The sequence below is a fragment of the Mesorhizobium sp. 01N446 genome, from assembly GCF_056399285.1.
The window spans coordinates 836548-851856 of the sequence record NZ_JBFTRA010000002.1; the positions used below are offsets into that span (position 1 = coordinate 836548).

Here is a 15309-nt window from a genome sequence, read left to right on the forward strand (position 1 = left end):
CCGGCCGCTGCGGCGCGGTTCGGCCTCAATGGTCGTGACGCGGCGATGGGACGGCGGAAGTGAAGCGGCCCGCCCGCACGACACGTGCGACCAGCGCGCACCAGCGGATCGCCGTTTCCCCGGGATCGAACCGGTGGACCGCCGATGCCCGCCAGGCCTGCTGCCTCTCAAGATAATGCGCGAGCGCAAGATCATGCCGCAGCGGCGCTACCTCGCCGGAATTTTCCCTGGGTTCATCGTGCCAGGTGGGCCAGTCGGTCGCATTTAGGGGCAGCATGACATCCTCCCGATACAAGGCTGTTGATCCCCAGCCTTCTCCTCCACCGCCGTGAGATACGCGTTGGAACAAGCGTGATGGATTCGTGAAAAGCGCCGCGTCGGCAAAATCCCGGTTGAAATGGGGGCAGCTACGGGAAAGGATCATCGCAAAGTTGTGGCGGATCCGATGGCGCACCATCACCTCAACCTGCTCGGTGGTTTCGACTTTGCCGGCGATGCGCGGGCAGTGCCGGTTCTCAGCCGCAAGGCGCGCGCCATGGTGGCCTATCTCGCCTTGCAGTCGCGACATTCGCAGTCACGCGAGAAGCTTGCGACACTGCTTTGGGGCGTCAACAGCGAGGCACAGGCCAGAACGAGCCTCAGGCAGGCGGTGTCGGCCGTGAGGAAGGCCATGCAGGCGTCCGGCGGTCGCTTCCTTACCGACGGTGACAACGTCGCCCTCCATCTCGATGAACTTGATTTCGATGTCGCCCGGTTCGAGGCATTGGCCGCCAGTTCAATGGCTGACGATCTCGAACAGGCGCTTCTCGTCTATCGAGGCGACCTGCTCGAAGGCTTCGGGCTGAAGGAAGAGCCCTTCGAAGATTGGCTGCGGGTCGAGCGCGAACGCCTGAGGGCGATAGCGGTCGCGGCGCTGGACAGGCTCGTTGCGCATTACTCGGCGGTCGATCCGGCATCCTGCGTCCGCGCGGCGACGCGTCTGCTGACCATGGAGCCCCTGCGGGAAGACATCCACCGCGCTCTCATGCGAGCCTTTGCGGCCCAGGGCCGGATCAATCTTGCGCTGAGGCAATATGAAAATTGCCGTGGCGTGCTGCAGCGCGGGCTCAACCTGCAGCCCGAGCCCGAAACCCGTTCCCTCTACGAAGAGTTGCGAACGCGCCGCATGGCGCCGCAAGCGCGGTCCAAGACGGCAGGCCCGGCCCCTCCTGTCGGAGCGATATCACCACCAGCGCCAGCCCATGCCGGCGAGCGGCAGCAGGCTTCGACCCACTATGTCAAATCGGCGGGGACCAACATCGCCTATCAGGTAACCGGCGATGGAGCGATCGACCTGATCTATGTTCCTGGATGGGTTTCCAACCTCGATCTTGCCTGGTCGTCGCGGCGGCTTTCGCATCTGCTTCATCGTCTCGGCACCTTTTCGCGCCTGATCCGCATGGATAAGCGCGGCACAGGGTTGTCAGACCGCAGCGTTGGTTTGCCGACCCTTGAGGAACGAATGGAAGACATGCGGGCGGTGCTGGATGCGGTCGGCTCGAAGCGTACGGTTCTGTTCGGCAGCTCCGAAGGCGGCCCCATGTGCATGCTGTTCGCGGCGACCTATCCCGAGCGCACCGCGGCACTTGTGCTCAACGGAACCTATGCCAGGGGCAGGTGGTCGAAGGATTACCCATGGGCAAGGACAAGCCAGCAGGTGGAAGAAGACCTGGCCGCCGTCGAGAGACAATGGGGCGAGCCTGCGGACATGAGCAATGCGGCACCCAGCCTGATGAATGACAGCTACGAGAGAGAATGGTTCGCAGCCTACCTCAGGAATTCGGCCTCGCCCGCCGAAGCCATCGCGCTCTGGCGCTGGGGCACGGAAATCGACATCCGTGACATTCTGCCTACCATTCATGTTCCCGCACTGATCGTGCAGACGAGCGGCGACCGCTGGGTAAAACCTGAAGAAGGGCGCTACCTGGCGACGCACATCGAAGGCGCCAGATACATCGAACTCGCCGGACGCGACCATGTGATCTGGGGCGAGAATTCCGATCGTCTCGTCGACGAGATCCAATCCTTCGTTACCGGCGCCCTGCCGGTGGCACCAGGCGAACGGGTCCTGGTGTCGGTTCTGCTGCTGGAGATGGGTAACCCGCCCTCCTGTGGCGGCGCGGATACTGCCGAACGCCAGGCTGAAGAGATCCGCGCCGAATTGCTCACTGCCGAAGGCAGGCAGATCAGGCACTCGGAAAATGGATTTCTCGCCGTGTTCCAGAGGCCGACCCGGTCGATCCAGTGCGCCGTCGCGATCCGTCATCGCCTGCGGCGATCCGGTATCGATGTCCGCTGCGCGGTCCATACCGGTGAATGCGAAGAGCGCGGCGACGATCTGACCGGGATCGCGATCGAGCTCGCGGCGCGGCTGCTCGATCACGCCGAACCGGGCGACATCATCGCGTCGCGAACCGTGCGCGATCTCGTCGTCGGCTCCAGCCTGATATTCCAGGAGCGGGGCGAGATGGAAGCGAGCGGCATGCCGGGCGCGCTTTCGTTCTACAGGGTCAGCGAATCGCCTTCAGATCCCGGGGGAGAACATGCCCTCCCCCGGTGGGAGAGGGCACGCGACCCTTAGAACAGGAACGACGCCGTGGCCGGGTTCGGGCCGTCGCGGCCGTCGGCCGAATCCATGCCGGCGATCGTCTTCAGGTCCTGCGCGTCCAGTTCGAAATCGAAGACGTCGAAATTGGCCGCGATGCGGTCCTGGCGCACCGACTTGGGGATGACGATCAGCCCTTGCTGGAGGTGCCAGCGGATGATCGTCTGCGCCGCGGATTTGCCGTGCTTGCGGGCAATGCCGGCGATCGTCGGGTCGCCGAGCAGCCGGCCGCTGCCCAGCGGGCTCCAGCTTTCGGTTTGGATATTGTGCGTGGCATGAAATTCCCTGAGCGCGCTTTGCTGGAAGCGCGGATGCAGCTCGATCTGGTTGGCCACCGGGACCACGCCGGTCTCGCCGATGATGCGCTCCAGATGGTCCCTGTTGAAATTCGAAACGCCGATCGACTTGATGCGGCCGGCCTGCTTCAGCTCGATCAGCGTCTTCCAGGCCTCGACATATTTGTCGCGGCTGGGCACCGGCCAGTGGATCAGGAACAGGTCGATCTGCTCGATGCCGAGTTTTTCCATCGTGTCGTCGAAAGCGCGCCTCGCCGCGTCGCGTTCATGAGCGCCGTTGCGCAGTTTCGAGGTGATGTACAGCGCGCTTCGCGGCACATCGGCGGCGCGGATCGCCTCGCCGACGCCCTCCTCGTTCTGGTAGCCCTGCGCGGTGTCGATCAGCCGGTAGCCGGCCTTGATCGCCCAGCCCACCACATCGGCGGTGATGCCGTGATCGACCTGCCACACGCCAAGGCCAAGCTGCGGAATGGTGGTGCCGTCGTTCAACGTGATCTGTTCGGCCATGGTCGGGTCCTTTGCGAAGAGATGTCCGGGCGGTCGCCCAACCCAGCCTATCTAGGCACGCGCCGGGGCGACGGCCAGCCGCCTGCGGATAATTTCGCCGGCGACTTCCTGGACCTGATGTCTTCGTTAGAGGAGCCCGCTCATTTCGGCCGGCGCACCGCCCGCACCACTGGGGTGGATGTGCTGCCGCAATAGAGGCGGTCGCCGCCATCGGATTCCAGCCCCGAGACGGTCATGCCGGCCGGCAGGTCGAGCCGCTCCAGGAGCTTGCCGGTCTTGGGGTCGACGCGGCGCAGATCGCTCTCGTCGCCTTCCCAGGTGCCGTGCCACAACTCGCCATCCACCCAGGTCACGCCGGTGACGAAGCGGCTGGATTCGACGGTGCGCAGGATTTTCCCGGTCACGGGATCGATCTGGTGGATCTTGCGCTCGCGGTACTGCCCCACCCAGAGCGTGCCTTCGGCCCAGGTCAGCCCGGAATCGCGGCCGCCGCCGGGCGCCGGGATCGTGGCGAGGACCGCGCCGGTATCGGGATCGATCTTCTGGATCCGATCATTGGCGAGCTGGAAGAAATGCCGGCCGTCAAAGGCGGTTCCGGCATGTGCCGCGACATCGATCGAACGCAGCGCCTGCCCGCTTTGCGGATCGAAGGCGTTCAGCCGGTCGCCAGAGGCAAACCAGACGTTCTCGCCGTCAAAGCTCACCCCATGGATCCGCTCCACGCCGGGAAAAGGGCCATATTCGCGCAGGATTTCGGCCGGTGAATGTTTCATGTCTTGATCCTCGATTGTGGTCATCCACCCTTCCTAACTGCTTGGCAGCGGCGCCGGGAGTAACAAGGTGGTCGTGAATCCGGCCACCGGCGGCGTCATCCAGCGGCGCGCCCGGCCGTGGCCGAAAGACTGCACCTTGCCGGCCTCGGCGAGCGGCTCAAGCGCCCGCTGCACGCTGCGCTGGCCGGTTCCGAGCGCCAGCGCGAGCGCCGAGCTCGACCAGGCTTCGCCGTCCGCCAGCAAGGCCAGTACGGCGGCATGGCGTTCCTCGATCGGCCGCGCCAGCACCATCACCGCACGCGCCTGGCGCGGCGCCAGCGTGAAGCCGCGCTTGGTGGCGCTGATGTCGGCCAGCGCGGCGAGCTCGGCGCGCAGCCGGCCGATCTCGACGCGCAGCCGCGCCCGGTGCGATTCATCGGCATGCTTGCCGCCAAAGGCCCGCGCCACGAGCTCCTCGCGCGAGACATCCCCGGGCCAGGCTTCAGCGAGCGCCCGCGCCAGCGCGAACAGCACCGGCCGGCTCGCCAGCGAGACAGTCCTGTCCCCGGCACGCACCGTGTAGCGAAAGGCATCGACGACCAGCGCCGGCGATGCCTGCAGCGCCTCCACCTCTTCGAGCAGCAGCGGCCGCTCCGTGCCTTGCGTGATCAGACGCGCCGCCGGCGTCTCCAGCGCGAGCGATGCGGTGGCGACCTCCGCCATGAGGCCTGGAATGCCCGCCTGCCGGGCGGCGTTGCGCGCCCATTCCAGTGCTGCGCGCGCCGGCCGGGTCCTGAGCCGCCGCATGGCGATGCCGGCCACGGCGAGCTCATGCGCGGCCCGCGCGGCCGGCGGCAGCGGCGTAGGGTCGAGCCCGGTCAGCACATGCTCTGCCTCGTCGAGCCTGCCGATCAGCAGCAGGCGCCGCACCTTGAGGTGGCCGGCATGCGCCGCGTTCAGCCGGTCGCCATGCTTTTCCAGCGTCGTGCGCGCCGCGTCGAGCGCCTTGGCCGGCCAGCCCAGATCCCGCGAGACCAGCGCGATCTCGGCCTCGGCGACGACGCATCTGGCGCGCGCGACAGCCTCTTTCGGGCTGAACGCGCGGGCCGCCCGCCGCAAGAGCAACTTGGCGCGATCGAAATCGCCGAGCTGCGCCATGGCGATGCCGCGCAGCGCCAGCGCCGGCGCGTCCTCGCGCAGAGCGACACGATCGAGCGCGCCCAGCGGATCGCCCGCCGCCAGCGCCAGCGCCGCCGCGGTGATCAGCGAGTCCATTCAAATCCCGTCACACTTGTAACTCCCACCCCGGCACATCAGCGCCCTAACTTAAATCACCATCGCCGGTCAGCAAGCCGCGATGGCCCGATGGCGACCTAGCCATGTGGCTGAGGCCGCCATCGGCACCGTTGACGCCAATTCCGGCGCTCGCTAGCCTGAGCATCTCAGGTATTAATAGTAAGCATCTCATTAGGGATAGTTGAAAATGCCTGCAACCGACAATCTCGAACACATCGCACGGCTCCGCCACCCCTGCTGCGCCGGGCCGGACGATTCAAATCCCGTCGCAGATGTAACTCACGCCTCCCCGCTTCACCGCACTAGCCTGGCTCCCAAGGCGATCACAGGCCGCGTCGGCAGCATGACTGAAAAAGGAGAAGACCAATGACCAAGCACATGACGATGAAGACCCCGCCGGTCGTTTCCCGGCAGGAATGGGACGCCGCCCGCGAAAAGATGCTGGTGAAGGAAAAGGCGACGCTGCGCGCCAAGGACGCGCTCGCCGCCGAACGCCGGCGCATGCCGTGGATGGAAGTGGACAAGGCCTATGAGTTCGAAGGCCCCAACGGCAAGGCAAGCCTGCTCGACCTGTTCGAAGGCCGCCGCCAGCTGATCGTCTACCGCGCCTTCTTCGAGCCGGGCGTCTATGGCTGGCCCGACCATGCCTGCCGCGGCTGCTCGCTCGGCGCCGACCAGGTCGGCCACCTCGCCCATCTCAACGCCCGCAACACCACGCTCGCCTACGCCTCGCGCGCACCCCAGGACGACATTGTCAGGCTGAAGGCACGGATGGGCTGGGAGATGCCCTGGTATACGATCACCGACAGCTTCGACAAGGATTTCGGCGTCGACGAATGGCATGGCCACAATGTCTTCATCCATGACGGCGATCGCGTCTTCCGCACCTATCTGATCAACAGCCGCGGCGACGAGGCGATGGGTACGGTCTGGAGCTATCTCGACGCCACCCCGCTCGGCCGCCAGGAGATCTGGGAGGATTCGCCCGAAGGCTATCCCCAGACGCCGCTCTACAGCTGGTGGAACTGGCACGACAACTACGAAGCCGGAGCCGACAAGAAATGGGCGGAAGTGGCCGCCGCCGGCGAAGCCGCCTTCCGCGACAAGGGCGAGTAGCAAGAGCCATCCAGCTTGGGTTCCTCTCCCTCGCGAAGTGGGGAGAGGAAACCAAGTCCTGACGGGTCGCAGCCATCAAGGGACACGAACCATGAGCGACATCCACACACGCGTGGGCGGCAACGTCCCCGACAATACGGGAACTCGCGCCCTTGGCATCGCCGACTGGCTGTGCCTCGCCGCAGCACCGACTTTTGCGGTGATGGCGCTGCTCTCCTGCCTTCAGGGCAGTGATGCATCCATGATGTGCATGGGTGTGTCGCCGCTCACCGGCCCATCTTTAACCGGGATGCCAGCCATGTACCTGCTGATGAGCGCCTTCCATCTCGCACCCTGGCTGAGGGTGATCTCAGGCCGGCCGTTCCGATAGATCCAAGCCGTCCTAACCACATCACTCCCCACATTTCGGAGAAGACAATGAAGCTCGTCAGGCTGAGGGCGCCGGGTGGCTTGGACAGGCTCGACCTGGTCGAGGAAGATCCGCCCCGGCCGGGACCCGGTGACGTCCTGGTCAGGATCCGCGCCTGCTCGTTGAACATGCGCGATGATTTCGCCGTGCAGGGCAAGACGCCGCTGGCCGATGGCCGCGTGCCGCTGTCCGACGGCGCCGGTGAAGTGATCGCTGTCGGCGGCAATGTCGATGCGCTCAAGCCCGGCGACAGCGTCGTCAGCGTCTTCTATCCCTGGTGGCTGGACGGCGACATGACGCCCGCCACAAGGCGCGACATTCCAGGAGAAAGTTTCGACGGCTTCGCCAGCGAATATGTCTGCATGCCCGCTCACGCCTTCACCAAAGCCCCGGCGGGCTATACGCACGCCGAGGCCTCGGCGCTTACCTGCACCGGGGTCACCGCCTGGCGAGGCCTGGTCGTATCCGGCAAGGTCAAGCCCGGCGACACGGTGCTGGTCCTTGGCACCGGCAGCGTATCGCTGTTTGCGCTGCAATTCGCCAAGGCCGCCGGCGCCAGGGTCATCGCCACTTCGTCCGACGAGGAAAAGCTGGAGCGGCTGAGCCGCCTCGGCGCCGACGCCGTCGTCAACTACAATTCCGTGCCGGACTGGGGCCGCAAGGCCAGGGAACTGACCGGCGGACGCGGCGTCGATCACGTGATCGAGGTCGGCGGCCCCGCCACGCTGGCGCAATCGATAACCGCCTGCCGCACAGGCGGCCACATCGCCCTGATCGGCGTGCTGACCGGCTTTGCAGCTGACGTCTCGATCCCGGCCGTGTTCTCGAACCAGATCCGCATCAGCGGCATTTCTATCGGCAGCCGGGCGGACCAACAGGACATGATCCGCGCGATCGAGGTCAACGGCATCAAGCCGGTCGTCGACCGCCGCTTCCCGCTGCGCGACATCGCCGCCGCCTTCACTCACTACGGGGCGCAAAAGCATTTCGGCAAGGTTTGCCTGGAGGTCTAGAACTACATGAGCAATAGCTAATTGACAGTCGATGGGAAACGGAGCTCAGTTCCTTGCACAGGTGGATCGCAGCATAGGCGGGCGATATCGGCCGCCGGCGTCACCTTGGGGAGGATGCCATGCCAACAGTCATTGGCCATCACGACATTTCGAAAGACAGCAAGCACTGGCTCGGTTCACCCAAGCGCAAGGAGCTTTTCGGCTCGCTGGGGATCACCAACATCCGCACCTTCGTCGATCCGCAGAACCCGAAACGGGTGGCGGTGATGATGGACGTGCCGGATATGGATAAGATGGCCGCGCTGATGCAGAGCAAGGCGGCCGCCGACGCCATGGCGCATGATGGCGTGGTACCGGAATCGCTGGTGATCCTCGTCGAGGCGAAAGCGTAGAAGCGCCAACCAGGCACTTCACGTTGCGATATCGTTGACCGGCAGCAAGGGCTTCGGCAGGTCGGTCTCGCCGAGGCCCGCGCGCAGTTCGATCTCGATGTCGCGGCAGATCTGCGAGATCGGAACGTCGTTGGCATTGCCTTCGAACGGGTTTGCGCTGCTCTCGCCGACCTGGTCGAGAGACATGTAGGCCCAGCCCAGCAGCGTGCTGAACGGGATGGTCAGCCAGATGCCGAACGTGGCGAGCACGCCGCCAAGCTTGCCCATATCCGCGAAGACCGGAACCACGCCGAACGGCAGCAGCGTGCAGAAGATCATGACGAACATGGAACTGACGATGGCGTATTGGCGCGGATAGGGATTGTTCTTGATGCGATCGCAGCGCGCTTGCTGGTCGTGGAAGTCGCGGATCAGCTTCGTCAATTCGACGTAGATCTGCGCGGGGATCTTGGCGTCCTTGAACAGCGCGTTGACCTGGACCGATTGCATTTCGAGCAGGGCCAGGGCCGGCTGCGGCGATTTCAGCACCTTGTCGGCCTGTTCCGACAGCAGCGGCGGCAATTCTTCTGCGAGCGAGCCCTTGTCCTCCCGGATGCGGTAACGCCGCATGTATTCGATATTGGCCGCCTTCCCCATCGATTCCCACGGCATCGGCCGCCGCAGCGAAAAGCGCAGCGCCGTCATCCAGGCGATATGGCGGTAGATGAGTTGCCTGGCTGTCGGCGCGTCGAGGAAATCCCTGCAGAAATTCGACCACATCCGGCTGCTGGCGATGATTTGCGTGAACGCCTGCAGCGCCTCGCCGCTGCGCGTGAGCACCTGCGAATTCTTGAAGCCGGCCACCAGCGACACCGTGGTGCCGAGCACGAGTACGACCGACCACGGCACCGAGAAGCCGGCAATGCCGGGAAGACGGTAGGCCGCGACGGCCAGTCCGCTCACCACCACCATGTAGATGACGCTGCGCCGCGACCACAGCGCGAAATCGATCAGTTTGTAGGAACGGCCTACATACATCGCATGCCCTCGAAACGTGGATATCAGGCTACTCTGCTGTGACGCCTAGCATGCCCCGCGCTCGGGATGAATGGCCGTTTTGGCTACCATGGGCGCGGGGTTTTCCCGCGCCCATGCCGCTACCTCAATTGCACTTCGGCTTGGCGCTGTTGCAGGCGTCGACCAGTTCGGCCGGCGGATCCTTGTGGAAGACGGTCTTGAAGGATTCCAGCACGTTGGACTGCACCACCGGCAGCGACTGCACGCCGACCCAGGCGGGCGTGGGTTGCCCGATCAGCGCCTTCATCATCGCCAGCGCCTCGGCCACCCCCTGGTCATAGGGGCGCTGCGAGCCGGTCGCCTTGAGCGGTCCGCCCTTGGCGATCTCGATCGCCGACTGCAGGCCGAGATCGACGGTGGCGATCGGAATGTCGATGCCTTGCGCGCGCATCGACGACAGCGTGTCGAGCGCCGGCTGGTCCCAAACGGCGAACAGGCCTTTCACATCGGGATTGCCGGTGAGGAAGTCGCCGGCGATCTGCGAGACTTTCGAGGGATCGGTGAAGTCGACCTGCTTCATGATGATGTCGGGACGGTTCTTCTTCATCCACTCGCTGACGCCCTTGGTGCGCTCATTGGTGCTGAAATAGTCGACGCCGAAATTCACCAGCCCGATCGTGCCGCCCTTGGGCATGCAGGAGGCCAGGATCGTCGCAGCGATCTGGCCGTTGCCCTGGCTGTCGGCCGAGATCATCGAGGCAAAATCCTTGGGCGATTCAAGGCCGACCGGAATAGAGTCCATGAACACCAGCTTGATGCCGGCTTCACCCACCTTCTTGTAGGTCGGCGCCGTCGCGGTGAAATCGACGGGGATGGAGATGATGCCGTCCGGGTGCTGCTGGATGGTGTTCTCGATATCGGCGATCTGCTTGTCGACCTGATATTCGGCCGACGCCACGCCGGTGACGGTGACGCCGTATTTGGCCAGCGTTTCGCTGATGCCTTGCACCTGCAATTGCGACCAGTCGAGGTTCACCGTCTGCATGGAAATGCCGACCTTGAACTTGCCGGCCTTGACCTTGGCGGCTTCCTCGTCGGTCAGTTTCAGCTCGTCGGGCGAGGCCGCCTTTTCACCATGCGGGCCCTGGCCGACAATGCCCTTGGGGCCGAGCGTGGCCATGTCGACGCCGGTGACGCAGGTGTCCGGTGTTTGCGCGAGACCGAGCGACGTCGACAGCGCGAAGGCGCTGGCGGCGAGGCTCAATGTGCTGAACAGGATTCTTGCCGATTGTTTCATGACTTCCTCCGTTGATTTCTGACGTCTGTTTGCCGTTTGGAGCCGGCGGTTTCTGCTGATGTCCGTGGATGCGCGCCTTACCTCCTCGTGAACGCGACCGCGGCGACGATGATTGCTCCCTTGATGACGAGTTGCAGTGACGAGCTGACGCCGAGCAGCACCAGCCCGTTGTTGAGCGTGCCGATGATCAGGCTGCCGAGCAGCGTGCCGAGCACGAAGCCGCGGCCGCCGAACAGGCTGCAGCCGCCGAGGATGACGGAGGCGATGACGTCGAGCTCCATGCCTTGCACCACGTCGGGCCGCGCCGCGTGCGAGCGCGCCGACAGGATCAGCGATGCGAGGCCCGCGAGCGTCCCGGTCAGCACGAAGGCGAGCGTCGTGACCTGCTTGATATGGACGCCGGAATAGAGCGCGGCCGTCGGATTGCCGCCGGCAGCGTAGACCCGGCGCCCATAGACGCTGTAATGCAGCAGCAATATGCCTGATGTGGTGACGCCGAGCGTCCACAGGATCGGCGCCGGGATGCCGAGCACCGAGCCTTCGCCGAAGATCGCGAAATAATGCTCGTTGGTGATGATGACCGGCTTGGTGTTGGTGACCATCAGCGCCAGTCCGCGCGCGCCGCTCAGCGTCCCCAACGTCACCAGGAAAGAAGGGATTTCCAGACGCGTGGTCAAGACACCGTTGAGCAGCCCGATCAGCGCCCCGGTGCCCAGCCCCGCCACGGCACCGACGACCCAGCTGTTGGCGACGAAAGCCATGGCCAGCGATGCGCTCATGCCCGAAAGCGCCAGCGTCGAGGCGACCGACAGGTCGATCTGCCGGGAGATGATGACGAATGTCATGCCGACAGCGATGATCGAGACCAGCGTCGTCTGCCGGCCGATGTTGAGAAAATTGTCGATCGACAGGAACCAGGGCGACGCCAGGCTGAAGACGATCAGCATGACGACGAAGGCGACGTAGAGCATGTAGGGACGCTCGCCCTGGAGCAGATGCCGTAGGGCCGAGCGTCCGCTCGGCTGGCTGGCGGCGGCCTTTGCCGGGTTTTGCGTATTGGTCATGCCGCGTGCTCTTCCGATGGCTGCGAAATCTGAATGAGGTGATGCAGGTCCTCGGCGCTGCCGAAGTCCGGCCGCGCGATCGTCCGGGTGATGCGGCCATCGACGACGATGGAAATGCGGTCGCAGAGCTGCAACAGTTCGGAGAGATCCGACGACACCAGCAGAACCCCGCTTCCGGCCGTTGCCGCGGCGCGAATGACACCGTAAATCTCCTCGCGCGCGCCGACATCGACACCGACCGTCGGCTCGTCGAGCAAAAGCACGCGCGGCCGCGGCTCGTTCCACTTGCCGAACACCACCTTCTGCTGGTTACCGCCCGACAGGTTCTTCACCGTGGTCGACGCGCTTGGCGCCTTCACGGCCAGCCTGCGCATCGCGGCGTTGGCGTGTTCGCTCGCCGGCCGCCGCTGCAGCCAGCCAAGGCGCGAAAAATAAGGCAGGCGCGGCAAGGTCAGATTGCGCTCGATCGAATGTTCGAGGACAAGGCCCTGGACGTGCCGGTCCTCCGGCACCAGCGCGATTCCTCGCCGTATCGCCGCCGCCGGATCGGTGTCTTTCAACGAGACGCCGTCCAGCGTGGCCTCGCCCGACTGGACGGGCCGCAGGCCGAAGATGGTCTGCAGGATCTCGGTGCGTCCGCTGCCGATAAGCCCGGCAAGGCCGTGGATTTCGCCGGCGCGCAATTCGAGACTGGCCCCGTCGAGCCGGTCATTGCTGACGCCCTTCAGTTCGAGCACGGGCTTTTCAGAGGAAACGGCTGATGGCGCCATGCCTTGCCCAGATGCAGCGCCATCTGCTTTCAGCACAGCGTGATCCGGCCCGACGATCGCGCCGACCAATTGCCGCATATTGGTTTGCGCCGTGACGAAAGTGCCGGCGTTCTGCCCGTCGCGGAACACGGTCACCCGGTTCGAGATGCGGAACACTTCGTTGAGGCGATGGGTGACGTAGATCACCCCGACGCCACGTGCCGCGACCGCCCGGATCGCCTCGAACAGGATTTTTTCCTCATCGTCGGTCAGCGCCGAGGTCGGTTCGTCCAGAATGAGCAGGCGCACATCGCCCATCAGCGCCTTGGCGATCTCGGTCATCTGGCGATAGGCGAAGGGCAGCGACCCGACCATGGCGCGGGCATCGAGCGGGATGTTCTGCGATTTGAGGAAGGCTTCGGCCTGCGCCACCAGCTGGCGCTTTTTCAGGAAGCCGAGCCGCGTCTTCGGCTCTCGCCCCAGAAGCAGATTGTCGGCGACCGAGAGCGACTCGACCAGGCTCAGATCCTGATAGACGACCGCCACGCCGGCATCGCGCGATTGCGCGGGCGAAGAAAACGAAACAGGCTTGCCGTCGATCTCGATCGAGCCACCATCGTGCTCGTGCACACCGCTGAGTATCTTGATCAGCGTCGACTTGCCGGCGCCATTTTCGCCAAGCAGCGCATGCACTTCACCGGACAGGATTTCGAGACTGACGCCGCGCAGCGCATTGACGCCGCCGAACCGCTTCCTGACGCCTTCGACGCGCAGCAAGGGGGTCCCGGAATATGGCGCAGTCGAACCCTGTTCGATCATGACGCCCGCACTTCCTCCCGTTGACGCGTCCCCTACCCTTGTCGAGTCTCTTTTGAGACTTCTCTTACTTTTTTTGTGACTTTTCCATCACGTTGGGGAAATGTCAAACGGAGTCAGGCCGACGGCCGGAATGAATCCGGCCCGACCTCGCCATGCTCGGTGATCACCGCGTCGAAACCATCCATCGCCGAGAAGAAGGCGCGCTTGAGCTTGCCGATCTTGCTGGAGTCGATGACCAGGTAATTTTCGCGCGCCAGGCTCATCACCTTCTGCTTCACCACCGCCTCGTGGAAATGCTCGCAGGTGGCGCCGCGCTTGGCATCGACGCCGGCGGCCGACAGGAAGGCGGCGTTGATGCCGACGCTCTTCAAAATGTCGAAATCATGCGTGCCCGAGAAAGACGCCGACGCCGGATGATAGACGCCGCCCAGCATGATGATGGTGACATTGGGTTTGCGGCTCAGGCGCTCCGCGACATTCATGGCATAACATATTGCCGTTATTTGATAATTGTCGGGGATGAGATCGATCAGATGGATCAGCGTCGTGCCGCAGTCGATGAAGATCGTCTCGTCGGGCCGTATCTTGCGCACCGCGTGCGCGCAGGCTTCGCGCTTGGCCGCCGCATGGCTGTCGGCTGCGGTCGCCAGCTCGTAGGGAATGTCGGCCTCGATCTCGGCCGCCGCCAATATGTGCCCTCCGAGATAGGCGATCTGTCCCTGGTTGGTGGCGATGTCGCGCCGTACCGTCATCTCCGAGACGCCAAGCAGCGCTGCCGCCTCGCTGAGATGGATGACCCTCCGCTGCGACAGCAGATCGATCAGCCGTGCCGTCCTTTGCGCTTTTCGAACAGTCATGCGTTGGGCCTGTGCATCCCTGAAATGTGAGGATGTTAACAACCGCTCGCATTCGGATGCAAGCGCTGGATGCGGATTCGCCCTGCCATGGCTAATGGATGCGCTGGTTACAAAATTTCGCTTAGGCGGATTTCCCTGCCCCGAACCGCAAACCGTCCATCAACAGCTTGACCAGCCGCCGCGAGCGGTCGCGCCACTCCGGCGTATCGGGCGCGGAATAGATGCCGCCGAGCGCATGCAGCACGTCGGAAGCGTCGACATCGCCGCGGATGGTGCCGTCGGCCACCGCCGCCTCGACCAGTTGCCGCAGGGCCTGCGACACCCTGCCCGACGTGTCGGAAAACAGTGTCGAATTGGTGGTGAGCAGGATGCGCAGGCTGGTCGCCAGGCCGCGCTTGGTGGCGATGTAGTCGACGAAGCGCCGCATCCATTCCTCCAGGGCGATATCGGAGAGATGTTTTTGGGCTAGCTCGCCGGCGGCCGCGCACAGCGCCTCGACCTCGCGGCGGTAGACCACCTCGACCAGATGCTCGCGCGTCGGGAAATGCCGGTAGAGCGTGCCGATGCCGACGCCGGCGCGGCGCGCGATATCCTCCAGCGAGGCATCGATGCCGCGTTCGGCGAACACGACCGCCGCCACCTCGACCAGCCGGTCGCGGTTGCGCTGCGCGTCGGCGCGCAGCGGTTTTTCCTCTGCGGCCTTCTGTTCGGCAATGTTGGCTGCGGCCAATTTTTTCTCCACGGACGAAATATGGGGCCTTGAACCCGACCGGGCCAGCCCCCACGTAATAAACGGAGGCGCCTCCGTTTAAGTGGAGTGCTTTCATCATATAGGCAGGGAACCCCGTATGTCACGTCTTTCGAAGGTACAAGGTCACTGCAGACTGGCGAAGGCCGCGAAGCGCGTTATCTCCCCCCTCGAGGGGGAGATGGCCGGCAGGCCAGAGGGGGTCGTCGCGCGTAGAGCGCCAACCTCCATCCGCCGCAGGAGGTCGCATCCAGTCGAACCGACCCCCTCTGCCCTGCCGGGCATCTCCCCCTCAAGGGGGGAGATTAGCCATCGCCTCGCCACCTCTTCCCATCAGCGTCAAGCAACTGGAGC

General features: G+C 64.5%; 15 protein-coding genes. 5 read left to right on the forward strand and 10 right to left on the reverse strand.

The window, feature by feature from the left end; all coding sequences use genetic code 11:
• Positions 1-25 precede the first annotated feature (25 nt).
• Complete coding sequence (locus AC1DPX_RS12385; protein WP_477236914.1) at positions 26-457, reverse strand: hypothetical protein; 432 nt, start codon at positions 455-457, stop codon at positions 26-28.
• On the opposite strand from AC1DPX_RS12385, the gene AC1DPX_RS12390 reads away from it, so the two are divergent.
• Positions 446-2620 carry an alpha/beta fold hydrolase gene (locus AC1DPX_RS12390; RefSeq protein ID WP_477236916.1) on the forward strand — a complete coding sequence of 725 codons (2175 nt, stop codon included), beginning with the start codon at positions 446-448 and terminating at the stop codon, positions 2618-2620. The two genes, AC1DPX_RS12385 and AC1DPX_RS12390, sit on opposite strands and share 12 nt — an antisense overlap.
• Here the strand turns inward: AC1DPX_RS12390 and AC1DPX_RS12395 are convergent.
• From AC1DPX_RS12395 to AC1DPX_RS12405, 3 genes are all read right to left on the reverse strand, one after another.
• Positions 2617-3447, reverse strand: coding sequence for an aldo/keto reductase (locus AC1DPX_RS12395; RefSeq protein WP_477236918.1), 831 nt, complete (start codon positions 3445-3447; stop codon positions 2617-2619). The genes AC1DPX_RS12390 and AC1DPX_RS12395 overlap by 4 nt on opposite strands.
• Positions 3448-3587: 140 nt before the next feature.
• Positions 3588-4220, reverse strand: coding sequence for a Vgb family protein (locus AC1DPX_RS12400; RefSeq protein WP_477236920.1), 633 nt, complete (start codon positions 4218-4220; stop codon positions 3588-3590).
• A gap of 33 nt (positions 4221-4253) precedes the next feature.
• Positions 4254-5474, reverse strand: a complete 1221-nt coding sequence (locus AC1DPX_RS12405) for a helix-turn-helix domain-containing protein (RefSeq protein ID WP_477236922.1) — start codon at positions 5472-5474, stop codon at positions 4254-4256.
• A gap of 387 nt (positions 5475-5861) precedes the next feature.
• Here AC1DPX_RS12405 and AC1DPX_RS12410 point away from each other — a divergent pair, with 387 nt between their 5' ends.
• The 4 genes from AC1DPX_RS12410 to AC1DPX_RS12425 all read left to right on the forward strand — a co-directional run bounded on the left by AC1DPX_RS12410 (position 5862) and on the right by AC1DPX_RS12425 (position 8425).
• Positions 5862-6611 carry a DUF899 domain-containing protein gene (locus AC1DPX_RS12410; RefSeq protein WP_477236924.1) on the forward strand — a complete coding sequence of 250 codons (750 nt, stop codon included), beginning with the start codon at positions 5862-5864 and terminating at the stop codon, positions 6609-6611.
• 91 nt (positions 6612-6702) lie between these two features.
• On the forward strand, positions 6703-6981 hold the full coding sequence (locus AC1DPX_RS12415; RefSeq protein ID WP_477236926.1) for a hypothetical protein: 279 nt from the start codon (positions 6703-6705) through the stop codon (positions 6979-6981).
• Between the two features lie 47 nt (positions 6982-7028).
• Positions 7029-8033 carry a zinc-dependent alcohol dehydrogenase family protein gene (locus AC1DPX_RS12420; protein ID WP_477236928.1) on the forward strand — a complete coding sequence of 335 codons (1005 nt, stop codon included), beginning with the start codon at positions 7029-7031 and terminating at the stop codon, positions 8031-8033.
• Positions 8034-8152: 119 nt separating this feature from the next.
• Complete coding sequence (locus AC1DPX_RS12425; protein WP_477236930.1) at positions 8153-8425, forward strand: hypothetical protein; 273 nt, start codon at positions 8153-8155, stop codon at positions 8423-8425.
• A gap of 18 nt (positions 8426-8443) precedes the next feature.
• Here AC1DPX_RS12425 and AC1DPX_RS12430 read toward each other — a convergent pair whose 3' ends face one another.
• The 6 genes from AC1DPX_RS12430 to AC1DPX_RS12455 all read right to left on the reverse strand — a co-directional run bounded on the left by AC1DPX_RS12430 (position 8444) and on the right by AC1DPX_RS12455 (position 14949).
• Positions 8444-9442, reverse strand: a complete 999-nt coding sequence (locus tag AC1DPX_RS12430; protein WP_477236932.1) for a bestrophin family protein — start codon at positions 9440-9442, stop codon at positions 8444-8446.
• Positions 9443-9566: 124 nt separating this feature from the next.
• Positions 9567-10718: a substrate-binding domain-containing protein gene (locus AC1DPX_RS12435; protein WP_202358769.1), complete on the reverse strand. Its 1152-nt coding sequence runs from the start codon at positions 10716-10718 to the stop codon at positions 9567-9569.
• A gap of 77 nt (positions 10719-10795) precedes the next feature.
• A complete protein-coding gene (locus tag AC1DPX_RS12440) occupies positions 10796-11782 on the reverse strand; it encodes an ABC transporter permease (protein WP_477236934.1) in 987 nt (328 codons plus the stop codon).
• The gene (locus AC1DPX_RS12445) at positions 11779-13350 is read right to left on the reverse strand and encodes a sugar ABC transporter ATP-binding protein (RefSeq protein WP_477236936.1); all 1572 of its coding nucleotides are present in this window, start codon (positions 13348-13350) and stop codon (positions 11779-11781) included. Before AC1DPX_RS12445 ends, AC1DPX_RS12440 begins: the two co-directional genes overlap by 4 nt.
• 113 nt (positions 13351-13463) lie before the next feature.
• On the reverse strand, positions 13464-14207 hold the full coding sequence (locus tag AC1DPX_RS12450) for a DeoR family transcriptional regulator (protein ID WP_477236937.1): 744 nt from the start codon (positions 14205-14207) through the stop codon (positions 13464-13466).
• A 121-nt stretch (positions 14208-14328) separates the two neighbouring features.
• Positions 14329-14949, reverse strand: coding sequence for a TetR/AcrR family transcriptional regulator (locus AC1DPX_RS12455; RefSeq protein ID WP_477236939.1), 621 nt, complete (start codon positions 14947-14949; stop codon positions 14329-14331).
• Between the last annotated feature and the right edge of the window lie 360 nt (positions 14950-15309).

Excerpts from the sequence above, each read along its gene's own strand:
- AC1DPX_RS12395 (WP_477236918.1), bottom strand. The coding sequence starts at position 3,447 with ATGGCCGAACAGATCACGTTGAACGACGGCACCACCATTCCGCAGCTT.
- AC1DPX_RS12385 (WP_477236914.1), bottom strand. The coding sequence starts at position 457 with ATGGTGCGCCATCGGATCCGCCACAACTTTGCGATGATCCTTTCCCGT.
- AC1DPX_RS12425 (WP_477236930.1), top strand. The coding sequence starts at position 8,153 with ATGCCAACAGTCATTGGCCATCACGACATTTCGAAAGACAGCAAGCAC.
- AC1DPX_RS12450 (WP_477236937.1), bottom strand. The coding sequence starts at position 14,207 with ATGACTGTTCGAAAAGCGCAAAGGACGGCACGGCTGATCGATCTGCTG.
- AC1DPX_RS12445 (WP_477236936.1), bottom strand. The coding sequence starts at position 13,350 with ATGATCGAACAGGGTTCGACTGCGCCATATTCCGGGACCCCCTTGCTG.
- AC1DPX_RS12400 (WP_477236920.1), bottom strand. The coding sequence starts at position 4,220 with ATGAAACATTCACCGGCCGAAATCCTGCGCGAATATGGCCCTTTTCCC.
- AC1DPX_RS12430 (WP_477236932.1), bottom strand. The coding sequence starts at position 9,442 with ATGTATGTAGGCCGTTCCTACAAACTGATCGATTTCGCGCTGTGGTCG.
- AC1DPX_RS12435 (WP_202358769.1), bottom strand. The coding sequence starts at position 10,718 with ATGAAACAATCGGCAAGAATCCTGTTCAGCACATTGAGCCTCGCCGCC.
- AC1DPX_RS12410 (WP_477236924.1), top strand. The coding sequence starts at position 5,862 with ATGACCAAGCACATGACGATGAAGACCCCGCCGGTCGTTTCCCGGCAG.
- AC1DPX_RS12440 (WP_477236934.1), bottom strand. The coding sequence starts at position 11,782 with ATGACCAATACGCAAAACCCGGCAAAGGCCGCCGCCAGCCAGCCGAGC.
- AC1DPX_RS12415 (WP_477236926.1), top strand. The coding sequence starts at position 6,703 with ATGAGCGACATCCACACACGCGTGGGCGGCAACGTCCCCGACAATACG.
- AC1DPX_RS12390 (WP_477236916.1), top strand. The coding sequence starts at position 446 with ATGGCGCACCATCACCTCAACCTGCTCGGTGGTTTCGACTTTGCCGGC.
- AC1DPX_RS12405 (WP_477236922.1), bottom strand. The coding sequence starts at position 5,474 with ATGGACTCGCTGATCACCGCGGCGGCGCTGGCGCTGGCGGCGGGCGAT.
- AC1DPX_RS12420 (WP_477236928.1), top strand. The coding sequence starts at position 7,029 with ATGAAGCTCGTCAGGCTGAGGGCGCCGGGTGGCTTGGACAGGCTCGAC.